The 13,394-nt window shown below is 72.1% G+C and carries 10 protein-coding genes; all 10 read left to right on the top strand.

Annotation, left to right across the window (positions count from 1 at the left end; genetic code table 11):
- The first annotated feature begins 21 nt into the window (after positions 1-21).
- The gene (hisI, locus tag AB0316_RS09790; RefSeq protein WP_366272635.1) at positions 22-417 is read left to right on the top strand and encodes a phosphoribosyl-AMP cyclohydrolase; all 396 of its coding nucleotides are present in this window, start codon (positions 22-24) and stop codon (positions 415-417) included.
- 184 nt (positions 418-601) lie between these two features.
- Positions 602-2,185 carry an anthranilate synthase component I gene (locus tag AB0316_RS09785; RefSeq protein WP_366272633.1) on the top strand — a complete coding sequence of 528 codons (1,584 nt, stop codon included), beginning with the start codon at positions 602-604 and terminating at the stop codon, positions 2,183-2,185.
- Positions 2,182-2,799, top strand: a complete 618-nt coding sequence (locus AB0316_RS09780; RefSeq protein WP_366272631.1) for a Trp biosynthesis-associated membrane protein — start codon at positions 2,182-2,184, stop codon at positions 2,797-2,799. The genes AB0316_RS09785 and AB0316_RS09780 overlap by 4 nt, the downstream gene beginning before the upstream one ends.
- Positions 2,800-2,857: 58 nt before the next feature.
- Complete coding sequence (locus tag AB0316_RS09775; RefSeq protein ID WP_366272629.1) at positions 2,858-3,127, top strand: HGxxPAAW family protein; 270 nt, start codon at positions 2,858-2,860, stop codon at positions 3,125-3,127.
- Positions 3,128-3,132: 5 nt separating this feature from the next.
- On the top strand, positions 3,133-3,960 hold the full coding sequence (gene trpC, locus AB0316_RS09770) for an indole-3-glycerol phosphate synthase TrpC (RefSeq protein ID WP_366272627.1): 828 nt from the start codon (positions 3,133-3,135) through the stop codon (positions 3,958-3,960).
- 2 nt (positions 3,961-3,962) lie between these two features.
- Entirely contained in the window at positions 3,963-5,258 is a 1,296-nt protein-coding gene (gene trpB / locus AB0316_RS09765; protein ID WP_366272625.1) for a tryptophan synthase subunit beta, read from the top strand.
- A complete protein-coding gene (gene trpA, locus AB0316_RS09760) occupies positions 5,255-6,055 on the top strand; it encodes a tryptophan synthase subunit alpha (RefSeq protein ID WP_366272624.1) in 801 nt (266 codons plus the stop codon). The genes trpB and trpA overlap by 4 nt, the downstream gene beginning before the upstream one ends.
- Positions 6,052-7,107 (top strand): prolipoprotein diacylglyceryl transferase, encoded by a 1,056-nt coding sequence (gene lgt, locus AB0316_RS09755; RefSeq protein WP_366272622.1) that lies wholly within the window; start codon positions 6,052-6,054, stop codon positions 7,105-7,107. Before trpA ends, lgt begins: the two co-directional genes overlap by 4 nt.
- 201 nt (positions 7,108-7,308) lie before the next feature.
- Positions 7,309-11,874: a glutamate synthase large subunit gene (gene gltB, locus AB0316_RS09750; protein ID WP_366272620.1), complete on the top strand. Its 4,566-nt coding sequence runs from the start codon at positions 7,309-7,311 to the stop codon at positions 11,872-11,874.
- Entirely contained in the window at positions 11,867-13,324 is a 1,458-nt protein-coding gene (locus AB0316_RS09745) for a glutamate synthase subunit beta (RefSeq protein WP_366272618.1), read from the top strand. The genes gltB and AB0316_RS09745 overlap by 8 nt, the downstream gene beginning before the upstream one ends.
- Positions 13,325-13,394: the final 70 nt, after the last annotated feature.

The following is a 13,394-nucleotide window of genomic DNA, read 5'->3' as shown; positions in this document are numbered from 1 at the left end:
TCTGCCCGGCAGAATGTCCGGGTGACCGACCGCAACGACCCCACGCCCGACCCGACGCTCGACCCGCAGATCGCCGAGCTGCTCAAGCGCGACCAGCACGGCCTGGTGGCGGCGGTCGTGCAGCAGCACGACACCGGGGACGTCCTCATGGTCGGGTGGATGGACGACGAGGCGCTGCGCCGCACCCTCACCGAGGGCCGCGTGACGTTCTGGTCGCGCAGCCGGCAGGAGTACTGGCGCAAGGGCGACACGAGCGGTCACGTGCAGTGGGTCAAGGGCGTGCGCCTCGACTGCGACGGCGACGCGCTGCTCGTCAGCGTCGACCAGGTCGGCGCCGCCTGCCACACCGGCGACCGCACCTGCTTCGACGCCCGCGTGCTCCCCGCCACCGTCGGCACCCCCGACCCCCTCGACTGAGCGCTCTGTCCCACTCGAGCGAGCGCTCCGTCCCACTCGAGCGAGCACTCCGTCCCGGCCGCCTCGTGACGGATGGGGCCAGGCGCTCGCTCGACTGTGGTTGGGCGCTCGCTCGACGCGGTGGCGGGGGAGCGCGGGCTGAGCCGGCGACGCGGCATACGGCCCGGTGGGCCAGAATGGCTCGGTGCCCGACTCGACCGTCTCGCTCGCCGCAGCCCCCGCGCCCCACGCCGACCTCGCCTGGGGGCGCACGTGGCCGAGCCTCGAGGTCTTCACCGAGCTGGCGCTGGAGCGCCGCCGCGTCATCCCGGTCGTACGCCGCGTGCTGGCCGACGCGGAGACGCCCGTCGGGGTCTATCGCAAGCTCGCCAAGGACGCGCCGGGGACCTTCCTGCTCGAGTCCGCCGAGCATGGCGGCGTCTGGTCGCGCTACTCGATCGTCGGTGCCCGCAGCGCCGCCACGCTCACGGAGAAGGACGGGCAGGCGCACTGGATCGGCGAGCCGCCGGTCGGCCTGCCCACCGAGGGCGACCCGACGAGGGCGGTCCGTGACACGGTCGCCGCGCTCGCGACGCCACGCACCCCGGGGCTGCCTCCGCTGACGGGCGGGCTCGTCGGCGCGATCACCTACGACGCCGTCCGCCGGTGGGAGAAGGTGCCCGACGGCGGCCGCGACGACCTCGACCTGCCCGAGGTGGCGATGATGCTCGCCACCGACCTCGCCGTCTTCGACCACAGCGACGGCTCGCTGCTGCTCGTGGCCAACGCCGTCAACCACGACGCCACCGACGACCGAATCGAGGACGCCTGGGCCGACGCCGTCAGCCGCCTCGACCGGATGACGGAGGAGTTGGCAGCACCGGCGCCGAGCACCGTCGCCACCATCGAGCCGATCGAGAGCCGGCCGACGAGCAGCCACACGCAGCCGCAGTTCGAGGAGATGGTGGAGGAGGCCAAGGAGGCGATCCGCGCCGGCGAGGCCTTCCAGATCGTCGTCTCGCAGCGCTTCACGGTGCCGTGCGAGGCCGACGCACTCGACGTCTACCGGGCGCTGCGGGTCAGCAACCCGAGCCCCTACATGTACCTGCTGCGCCTGCCCCACCCCGACGGCAGCGCCTACGACATCGTCGGTTCGAGCCCCGAGGCACTGATCAAGGTCACCGGCCGGCAGGCCATCACCCACCCCATCGCGGGCTCCCGTCCGAGGGGCAAGACCCCCGACCACGACGCGCACCTGGCCGAGGAGCTGCTGGCCGACGCCAAGGAGCGGGCCGAGCACCTCATGCTCGTCGACCTCGCCCGCAACGACCTCCAGCGGATCTGTCGCGCCGGCACGGTCGACACGGTCGACTTCATGTCGATCCGCCGCTACAGCCACATCATGCACATCGAGTCGACGGTGGTCGGCGACCTGCGCGCGGACCAGAGCGCCTACGACGCGCTCGTCGCGACCTTCCCGGCCGGCACCCTGAGCGGCGCGCCGAAGCCCCGGGCCATGGCGCTCATCGACGGCTACGAGGGGCTGCGCCGCGGGCTCTACGGCGGCGTCGTCGGCTACCTCGACTTCGCCGGCGACCTCGACATGGCCATCGCCATCCGCACCGCCCTCATCAAGGACGGCCTCGCCCACGTGCAGGCCGGTGCGGGCATCGTCGCCGACTCCGTCCCGCACCTCGAGTACGAGGAGACGGTGAACAAGGCGGCCGCCGCCCTGCGCGCCGTCGCCGCAGCCGCTGGCCTGCGCCCGCTGCGGGGTGGCCGGTCGTGACCGCTCCTGCCGCCGTGCACGCCCGCGGCCGGGCGCTCGACAAGAAGCGCGCCGCCCTCGCCGTCCTCCTCCCCGCAGCCGTGCTGCTCGCCCTCACCACCCGCCCGTGGGCCACCGGCGCCTCGGGAGACGTGCTCAGCCAGGCCGTCACCCAGGTGAGCGGGAGCGCGGCCGCGCCGGGAGTCGTGGGCCTGCTGGCCGTATGCGTCGTCGCCCTCCTCGGCCTCATGACCGGTGGGCGGGTCATCCGCGCCGTCTCCGCGATCGTGCTGGTGCTCGCCTCGCTCGGTGCGCTCGTCATGACGGTGCTGGTCGCCCTGCGTCCCGTGGCCACCGTCGCCGAGGCGGTCGCGCGCGAGCTGGGGCGCACGACGGCCCCGGCCGCGACGGGGTCCACGACGGCCTGGGCCTGGCTCGGCGTCGTGGCCGCCCTGCTCCTGGTGGTCGGCGCCACGCTGACGGCAGCCTCGAGCCGCTCGTGGGCCGGGCTCTCGAGCCGCTACGAGCGCGGCCAGAAGCCGGCCAGCGGCCCCCGGGGAGAGGTGCGCACGACGTGGGACGAGCTGTCCGACGGCCGGGACCCGACCCTCGACAACGACTCCGACGAGACCTGACAGAATGGTGCCCGTCGGCCTGCGCCGGCCTGGATCGACCGGACGAGAGAAGGACGCCATGGAAGAGCAGCACGAGGATCACGGCCACAGCACCGCCGCCTGGACGGGGGTCGGGGTCATCCTGGTCGGTTCTGCCGTCGCCGCGGTCGCCGTCGCCATCCCGAACCTGGTGCTGGGGATCATCGGCGCCGTCATCATCATCGCCGGCGTGGTGGCCGGGAAGGTCCTGTCCATGGCCGGCTACGGCTCGGAGGCTCACCACGCCCAGGCGGGATCGTCCATCGACGCCCCCGACGAGGTGGGCAGCCAGACCCTCGGCAAGAGCTGAGAGCTGTGCCCACGGTTCTCGACGGGATCATCAGCGGCGTCCGTGAGGATCTCGGGCGCCGTCGTGCGGCCGTGCCCGTGGGCGAGCTGCAGGCGCGGCTGGCCGACGTCGCCCCGGCACTCGATCCCATGCCCGGCATCCGGTCCGCCGAGGGCGTGGCCGTCATCGCCGAGGTGAAGCGCTCGAGCCCCAGCAAGGGCGCGCTGGCCGACATCCCCGAGCCGGGGCGGCTGGCCCGGTCGTATGCCGCCGGGGGAGCGAGCGCGATCAGCGTGCTCACCGAGGAGCGGCGCTTCTCGGGCAGCCTCGCCGACCTCGACGAGGTGCGCGCGGCGGTGCCGACTCCCTTGCTGCGCAAGGACTTCATGGTCGACCCGTACCAGGTCACCGAGGCCAGGGCGCACGGCGCCGACCTCATTCTGCTCATCGTGGCGGCCCTCGACGACGCGCTCCTTCGCGACCTGCACGACCAGGCACGCGAGCTCGGCATGACGCCGCTCGTCGAGGTGCACGACGCGGCCGAGCTCGAGCGCGCCCTGGCTCTCGGGCCCGCGCTCGTCGGCGTGAACGCCCGCAACCTCAAGACCCTCGAGGTCGACCCGCGCACCGTGACCGACCTGCTCCCACGCATCCCGGCCGAGGTCGTCGGAGTGGCCGAGTCCGGCGTCAGCGGTCCGGCGGACGTCGCTGCCTACGTGCGGGCCGGCGCCGGAGCCGTCCTCGTGGGCGAGGCCCTCGTCAGGGACGGCGCACCCGAAGAGGCGATCCGAGCCTTCGTCGACGCCGCGTCCGAGGTCCGGGCCACCACCCGCCCCGGCGCGGCAGGAGAGTGAGCATGACCACGACATCCAACGTGCCGGCATACGGCCGCTTCGGTGGCTTCGGCGGACGCTACGTCCCCGAGGCGCTGATCCCCGCCCTCGAGCAGCTCGAGGAGGTCTGGCGCAAGGCCGTCGTCGACCCGGAGTTCGTCGGGGAGCTCGAGCGCCTGCACCGCACCTACACCGGTCGGCCGAGCATCATCACCGAGGTGCCGCGGTTCGCCGAGCACTGCGGGGGAGCCCGCGTCATCCTCAAGCGTGAGGACCTCAACCACACGGGCTCGCACAAGATCAACAACGTCCTCGGCCAGGCACTGCTGACCAAGCGCATGGGCAAGACGCGCGTCATCGCCGAGACCGGCGCGGGCCAGCACGGCGTGGCCACCGCGACGGCGGCTGCGCTGCTCGGCCTCGAGTGCGTCGTCTACATGGGCCGCAAGGACACCGAGCGCCAGGCGCTCAACGTCGCCCGGATGCGCCTGCTCGGCGCCGAGGTCGTCCCCGTCGACAACGGGAGCAAGACGCTCAAGGACGCCGTCAACGAGGCGTTCCGCGACTGGGTGGCCAACGTCGCGACGACGCACTACGTCCTCGGCACCGTCACCGGTCCGCACCCGTTCCCCGAGATGGTCCGCGACTTCCACCGCGTCATCGGCGTCGAGGCCCGCCAGCAGGTGCTCGACCTCGTCGGCCGGCTGCCCGACGCCGTGCTCGCCTGTGTCGGCGGCGGCTCCAACGCCATCGGGATCTTCCACCGATTCATCGACGACGAGTCGGTCCGGCTCATCGGCTTCGAGGCCGGCGGCGAGGGCGTCGAGTCCGGCAAGCACGCCGCGCGCTTCGCCTCCGGCGTGCCCGGCGTCCTGCACGGTGCCTTCACCTACGTCCTGCAGGACGAGGACGGCCAGACCATCGAGTCGCACAGCGTGTCCGCGGGCCTGGATTACCCGAGCGTCGGGCCGGAGCACGCGCACCTGCTCGACTCCGGCCGGGCCGAGTACCGCCCGGTCACCGACGTCGAGGCCATGGAGGCCCTCTCGCTGCTCTCGCGCACCGAGGGCATCCTCCCGGCCATCGAGAGCGCGCACGCCCTCGCGGGCGCGATGCAGGTGGGGCGCGAGCTCGGCCCCGACGCCGTGCTCCTGGTCAACCTCTCGGGTCGCGGCGACAAGGATGTGCACACCGCGGCCGAGTGGTTCGGCCTCATCGACGACCAGGGCGCCACGGCGGGCCTGCCCGAGGACGACGGCGCCCACGAGGACGCCGACGTGGCCACCGACGGCGCCGAGGGCGCGGGGGTCCAGCAGTGAGCGTCGCCGAGATCATCGAGAAGTGCCGCGCCGACGGCCGGGCCGCCCTCATCGGCTACCTCCCCGTCGGGTTCCCCTCGGTCGAGGGCTCGATCGCGGCGATGAAGGTGCTCGTCGACGCGGGCGTCGACATCGTCGAGATCGGCGTCCCCTACAGCGACCCCGTCATGGACGGGCCGGTCATCCAGGACGCCGCCGTGCGGGCCCTCGAGGCCGGCGTGCGCCTGCGCGACGTCTTCACGGCCGCGCGCGAGGTCTCCGGCGCAGGAGCCGGCGCGCTCATCATGACCTACTGGAACCCCGTCCTGCGCTACGGCGTCGAGCGCTTCGCCGCCGACCTCGCCGAGGCCGGCGGAGCCGGCCTCATCACTCCCGACCTCATCCCCGACGAGGCCGGCGACTGGATCGCGGCGGCCGACGCCCACGACCTCGACAAGGTGTTCCTCGTGGCCCCCAGCTCCACGCCCGAGCGACTCGAGGCCGTCACCTCGAAATGCCGCGGCTTCGTCTACGCCACCGCGGTCATGGGCGTCACCGGAGCGCGGGCCAGCGTCGGCGACGCCGCCGACGCCCTCGTCTCCCGCACCCGCGAGCACACCGACCTGCCGGTCTGCGTCGGGCTCGGTGTCTCGACCGGTGACCAGGCCGCCGAGGTCGGGCGGTTCGCCGACGGCGTCATCGTCGGCTCCGCCCTCGTCCGGTGCCTCACCGAGGCCACGTCGGAGCAGGAGGGCCTCGGAACCCTCGGCGCCCTCGCCCGGGAGCTGGCCGACGGCGTGAGGCGGAGCCGGTCGTGAGCCTGCTCGCCGGCGCTCCAGCCGTCCTCGCGACGGCGCTGCCGGCCGAGATCCCGTCGCCGAGCGTCGGCGTGTGGCACCTCGGACCGCTGCCGATCCGTGGGTATGCGATGTGCATCCTGGCCGGCATCGTCGTCGCCGTGTGGTTGACCCAGAAGCGTCTCGAGGCCCGCGGCCACCGCAAGGGCGTCGCGATCGACATCTCCGCGTGGGCCGTGCCCTTCGGCATCCTGGGCGGCCGGCTCTACCACCTGATCACCACGCCGCAGCCGTACTTCGGCGAGGGCGGCAACCCCTGGAAGGCCTTCGCCATCTACGAGGGCGGCCTCGGCATCTGGGGGGCCGTGGCCCTCGGTGCGGTGGGCGCCTGGATCGGGTGCCGCAAGAACGGCGTCGCGTTCCGTGACTTCGTCGACGCCGCAGCCCCGGGGCTCGCGATCGCCCAGGCGATGGGCCGTTTCGGCAACTGGTTCAACAACGAGATCTACGGCGCCCCGACCGACCTGCCGTGGAAGCTGCGCATCTACGAGTGGGACAGCTCACTCGGCCGGGCCGTGACCGATGCGCAGGGCAACCCGATCGTCAAGGGCTACTACCACCCGACGTTCCTGTACGAGGCGCTCTGGTGCCTGCTGCTCGCGGCCTTCCTCATCTGGCTGGGGCGCCGTCGGCCCCTGAAGTCCGGTCAGGTCTTCGCCGCCTACGTCATGGGCTACCCCGTGGGCCGCATCGTCATCGAGAACATGCGCAGCGACTCGGCGAACCACATCCTCGGCCAGCGGGTGAACACCTGGGTCTCGATCCTCGTCTTCCTGCTCGGTCTTTACCTCTGGCGCCACTTCGGCCGGATGAGCCAGCCGGTCGTTCCCGAGCAGCCGGGCGCGCCCGAGACCGCCGACGGGGCCGACGGCGCCGAGACCCCCGATGGCGCCGACGAGCCGGTGGCCTCTGCCGAGCCAGGCGCCGAAGATCCTTCGGCGCCGGTGGCCGGCGGCGGGTCGAACGACGCCGTGGCAGGCGAGTCCCGGACCAAGCGTCCGGCCCAGCCCTGAGGCGCTTGACGCCACGCACCGTTCCCCGGAGTGAGCACGACGTCTCATCATTCGGAATCCGCCGTATCAACAGGTAGGACGACGGCTCCCTTCGCTATCGTCGTCCCCAACGCCTGTGGCCAGTGCCGTCCACATGCCTCAGTCATGTCGTGTGGCCCCGTCGCGGTCGCCCGCCTGGGACCCAGCAGAAGGACGGTGAAGATGCCGCCGCACACCCGCACCCCCGCCCTCTTCAGTGCACACCCGGAGAACTCCGGTCTGTACCGTCGCGAGTTCGAGCACGACGCCTGTGGCGTCGCGATGGTCGCGACGATGCGGGGCAGTGCCGGTCACGACATCGTCGACCACGCCCTCACCGCGCTGCGCAACCTCGACCACCGGGGAGCCACCGGCGCAGACCCCGCGGTGGGCGACGGCGCCGGCATCCTGACGCAGATCCCCGACGAGTTCTTCCGTGCCACCGTGCCGTTCACGCTGCCGAACAACGGGGCGTATGCCGCCGGGCTGGCCTTCCTGCCCCGCGACCCCGACGAGCGGGCCGCGGCCAAGGCCCGCATCGAGGAGCTGGCCGTCGCCGAGAACCTCAAGGTCCTCGGGTGGCGTGAGGTGCCGGTCGAGGCCGAGCTGGTCGGCGCGGCCGCCCGCCAGTGCATGCCGCACTTCGAGCAGCTCTTCGTCAGCAGCTCCATCGGCCGGCAGGTGGCCCTGGGCCTCGACCGGCTCGCCTTCTGCCTGCGCAAGCGCGCCGAGCACGAGCTGAACGTCTACTTCGCCTCCCTGAGCTCGCGCACCATCGTCTACAAGGGCATGCTCACCACCGGCCAGCTCGAGCCCTTCTTCCCGGACCTGTCCGACCCGCGGTTCGCCAGCGAGCTGGCCCTCGTGCACTCGCGCTTCTCGACGAACACGTTCCCGTCGTGGCCGCTGGCGCACCCCTACCGGTTCATCGCCCACAACGGCGAGATCAACACCGTCAAGGGCAACCGCAACTGGATGCACGCCCGCGAGAGCCTGCTGACCTCCGACATCATCCCGGGCGACCTCGAGCGCATCTTCCCGGTCTGCACGCCGGACGCCTCGGACTCGGCCAGCTTCGACGAGGTGCTCGAGCTGCTCCACCTCGGTGGCCGCTCGCTGCCGCACGCCGTGCTCATGATGATCCCGGAGGCGTGGGAGAACCACGCGACGATGGACCCGGCCCGCAAGGCGTTCTACGAGTTCCACTCGACCTTCATGGAGCCGTGGGACGGCCCGGCCAACGTCTGCTTCAGCGACGGCACCCTCGTCGGCGCCGTGCTCGACCGCAACGGGCTGCGTCCGGGCCGCTACACCGTCACGGACGACGGCCTCGTCGTGCTCGCATCGGAGTCCGGGGTGCTCGAGCTCGACCCGAGCACCATCGTCCAGCGCGGGCGGCTGCAGCCCGGCAAGATGTTCCTCGTCGACACCGAGCACGGCCGCATCGTCAGCGACGAGGAGATCAAGAGCCAGCTCGCCGCCGCCAAGCCGTACGCCGAGTGGCTCCACGCCGGCCTCATCCGCCTCGAGGACCTCCCGGAGCGCGAGCACATCGTGCACACCGCCGCGTCCGTGGCCCGCCGCCAGCAGACCTTCGGCTACACCACGGAGGAGCTGCGCATCCTGCTGACGCCGATGGCGAAGACCGGCGGCGAGGCGCTCGGCTCGATGGGCACCGACACGCCGATCGCCGTGCTGTCGTCGCGGCCGCGCCTGCTCTTCGACTACTTCACCCAGCTCTTCGCGCAGGTGACCAACCCGCCGCTCGACGCGATCCGCGAGGAGCTCGTCACCTCGCTCGGCACGTACATGGGCCCGGAGGGCAACGCCCTGTCCGCCTCGCCGAGCCACGCCCGCCAGCTCGTCCTCGACTTCCCGGTCATCGACAACGACGAGCTCGCCAAGATCGTGCACATCAATGCCGACGGCGACCTGCCGGGCTACGCGACGCACGTCGTGCGCGGCCTCTACGACGTCTCCGGCGGGGCGGCGGCCATGCGCGACCGCCTCGAGGAGATCTTCGCCGAGGTGTCCCAGGCGATCTCCCGTGGCGCGCGCTTCGTGGTGCTCTCCGACCGCGACTCGGGCCGGGACCTCGCGCCGATCCCGTCGCTGCTGCTCACGGCGGCGGTGCACCACCACCTCATCCGCGAGAAGACGCGTACGCAGGTCGGCCTGCTCGTCGAGGCCGGCGACGTCCGAGAGGTCCACCACGTGGCCCTGCTCATCGGCTACGGCGCGGCGGCGGTCAACCCCTACCTCGCCATGGAGACGGTCGAGGACCTCGTGCGCGCCGGTGAGATCGAGGGCGTCACGCCCGAGAAGGCCGTCGCCAACCTCATCAGGGCGCTCGGCAAGGGTGTCCTGAAGGTGATGTCGAAGATGGGCATCTCCACCGTCGCCTCCTACCGCGGCGCCCAGGTCTTCGAGGCCATCGGCCTCTCGCAGGCTCTCGTCGACCGCTACTTCACCGGCACCGTGAGCCAGCTCGGCGGTGTCGGGCTCGACGTCATCGCCCGCGAGACGGCCGAGCGGCATGCACACGCGTACCCCCTCGACGGCGTGCACCAGCCGCACCGCACCCTCGACGTGGGCGGCGAGTACCAGTGGCGCCGCGAGGGCGAGCCGCACCTGTTCGACCCCGAGACGGTCTTCCGCCTCCAGCACTCGACGCGCCAGCGCCGCTACGACATCTTCAAGCAGTACACCGACCGCGTCGACGACCAGAGCTCGCGCCTGATGACGCTGCGCGGCCTCATGGGCTTCCGGCCGACCGGTGTCACCGGGCGACTGCCCGTGCCGATCGAGGAGGTCGAGCCGGTCAGCGAGATCGTCAAGCGCTTCAACACCGGGGCGATGAGCTACGGCTCGATCTCGCAGGAGGCGCACGAGACGCTCGCCGTCGCGATGAACCGCCTCGGCGGCCGCTCCAACACCGGCGAGGGCGGCGAGGACGTCGAGCGCCTTCTCGACCCCGAGCGCCGTTCTGCCGTCAAGCAGGTCGCCTCCGGCCGCTTCGGCGTCACGAGCCTCTACCTGACGCACGCCGACGACATCCAGATCAAGATGGCTCAGGGCGCCAAGCCCGGCGAAGGCGGCCAGCTGCCCGGCCACAAGGTGTACCCGTGGGTGGCCAAAACCCGGCACTCGACGCCCGGCGTCGGACTCATCTCCCCGCCGCCGCACCACGACATCTACTCCATCGAGGACCTGGCGCAGCTGATCCACGACCTCAAGAACGCCAACCCTGGCGCCCGCATCCACGTCAAGCTCGTCTCCGAGATCGGCGTCGGCACGGTCGCGGCAGGGGTGTCCAAGGCGCACGCCGACGTCGTGCTCGTATCGGGCCATGACGGCGGCACCGGCGCCAGCCCGCTGACCTCGCTCAAGCACGCCGGCGCCCCGTGGGAGCTCGGCCTCGCGGAGGCCCAGCAGACCCTGGTGCTCAACGGCCTGCGCGACCGCATCGTCGTCCAGGTCGACGGCCAGCTCAAGACGGGGCGCGACGTCGTCATCGCAGCGCTGCTCGGCGCCGAGGAGTTCGGCTTCGCCACGGCGCCGCTCGTCGTCTCCGGCTGCGTCATGATGCGCGTCTGCCACCTCGACACCTGTCCGGTCGGCATCGCCACGCAGAACCCCGAGCTGCGTGCCCGCTTCTCCGGCAAGCCGGAGTTCGTCGAGACGTTCTTCGAGTACATCGCCCAGGAGGTGCGCGAGCACCTCGCCTACCTCGGCTTCCGCTCCATCGAGGAGGCGGTCGGCCAGGTCGGTAGCCTCGACCTCGACAAGGCCATCGCGCACTGGAAGGCCTCGGGCCTCGACCTCAGCCCGATCCTCGCCGTCGCCGACAACCCGACCGGCGGCACGCTGCACCAGTCGGCGACCCAGGACCACGCCCTCGACAAGGCGCTCGACAACGAGCTGCTGAGCCGGGCGCTTCCGGCCATCGAGACGGGCGAGCAGGTGCGCACCCAGATCGCCGTGCGCAACGTCAACCGCACGGTCGGCACGATGCTCGGCCACCACGTCACCAAGTCGCACCCGCACGGCTTGGCCGACAACACCATCGAGCTGACGATGACCGGCTCGGGCGGCCAGTCCTTCGGGGCGTTCCTGCCTGCCGGCGTGACGATGCAGCTCTTCGGCGACGCCAACGACTATGTCGGCAAGGGCCTCTCGGGCGGACGGGTCGTGGTGCGGCCCCACCGCGAGGCCGCCCTCGTGGCCGAGGAGAACGTCATCGCCGGCAACGTCATCGGCTACGGCGCCACGACCGGGCAGCTGTTCCTGCGCGGCGTCGTGGGCGAGCGCTTCTGCGTGCGCAACTCGGGCGCCGAGGCCGTCGTCGAGGGCGTCGGCGACCACGGCTGCGAGTACATGACCGGCGGCGTCGCCGTCGTGCTCGGCCAGACGGGACGCAACTTCGCGGCCGGCATGTCGGGCGGCGTCGCCTACGTGCTCGACCTCGACGAGCGACTCGTCAACCGAGAGATGGTGGACCTGCTGCCCCTGCGCGAGCAGGACGACGAGCCGCTGCGTGGGCTGCTCGACGCGCATGCGCGCTGGACCGAGTCCCCGGTGGCCCGTGCGCTGCTCGACGACTGGGAGGGGGCGCGCGAGCGCTTCACCCTCGTCCTGCCGCGCGACTACCAGCGGGTCCTCGACGTGCGCGAGCAGGCCGAGCAACAGGGCCTCGACCTCGACGGACCCGACGTGTGGAACCAGATCATGGAGGCTTCCCGTGGCTGACCCCCAGGGCTTTCTCACCACCCGCGAGCGCGAGCTCCCGGCCCGCCGACCCGTCCCGGTGCGCATCCGCGACTGGAAGGAGGTCTACGAGGAGCAGCAGCTCGGGCAGCTGCAGCGCCAGGCCGGCCGCTGCATGGACTGCGGCATCCCGTTCTGCCACTCGGGCTGCCCCCTCGGCAACCTCATCCCCGAGTGGAACAACTTCGCCTGGAAGGGCGACTGGGCCGACGCCATCGAGCGGCTGCACGCGACGAACAACTTCCCGGAGTTCACCGGGCGGCTGTGCCCGGCACCGTGCGAGACCGCCTGCGTGCTCGGCATCAACCAGCCGGCCGTGACCATCAAGCAGGTCGAGGTGACGACGATCGAGCGCGCCTTCGACGAGGGGCTCGTCACGCCGCTGCCGCCGGAGCGCCTCTCGGGCAAGACCGTCGCCGTCGTCGGCTCCGGGCCCGCCGGTCTCGCTGCCGCCCAGCAGCTCACCCGGGCCGGTCACACCGTGGCGGTCTTCGAGCGGGCCGACAAGCCGGGCGGCCTGCTGCGCTACGGCATCCCCGAGTTCAAGATGGAGAAGTCCGTCCTCGACCGGCGCCTCGAGCAGATGACCGCCGAGGGCACCCGCTTCCGCAACGGCGTCGACGTCGGCACCGACATCACCGGCAGGCAGCTGCGCGACCGCTACGACGCCGTCGTCCTCGCGCTCGGGTCGACGGTCCCGCGCGACCTCGACGTGCCCGGCCGGCAGCTCGGCGGCATCCACCAGGCGATGGACTACCTCCCGCAGGGCAACCGGGCCGCGCTCGGCGAGCAGGTCGAGGACCAGATCCTCGCCACCGGCAAGCACGTCGTCGTCATCGGCGGCGGCGACACCGGCGCCGACTGCATCGGCACCGCGCACCGCCAGGGCGCCGCGTCCGTCACGAGCCTCGAGATCATGCCGCAGCCGGGGGAGGAGCGGCCGGGCAACCAGCCGTGGCCGACCTACCCGATGCTCTACCGCGTCGCGAGCGCCCACGAGGAGGGCGGCGAGCGCGTCTACGCCGTCAGCACCACCGAGTTCGTCGGCGACGAGGACGGCAACGTCGCGGCCCTGCGGCTGACCGAGGTCGAGATGGTCGACGGGAAGCTGACCCCCAAGCCCGGCACCGAGCGCGAGATCCCCGCCGAGCTCGTCCTCTTCGCGATGGGCTTCGTCGGCCCGCAGCACGCCGGCGTCGTCGAGCAGCTCGGCGTGGCCCTCGACGCCCGCGGCAACGTCGAGCGCGACAAGACGTTCATGAGCTCGGTCCCGGGTGTCTTCGTCGCCGGCGACGCAGGCCGCGGCCAGTCGCTCATCGTGTGGGCGATCGCCGAAGGCCGTGCCGCGGCCGCGGGGGTGGACGCCTGGCTGACGGGCAGCAGCTCGCTGCCGCGCCCCATCGCGCCGACCGACCGGCCGCTCACCGTCTGAGTCCCGGACGGCCACCTGCCGTATGCCGTGTCGTCACCTCGGCGACACGGCATACGGCCACGCTTTGCCT

This window comes from Terrabacter sp. NPDC080008, from assembly GCF_040702505.1.
Lineage (GTDB): Bacteria > Actinomycetota > Actinomycetes > Actinomycetales > Dermatophilaceae > Terrabacter.
This window is presented reverse-complemented; position numbering and strand designations above follow the sequence as displayed.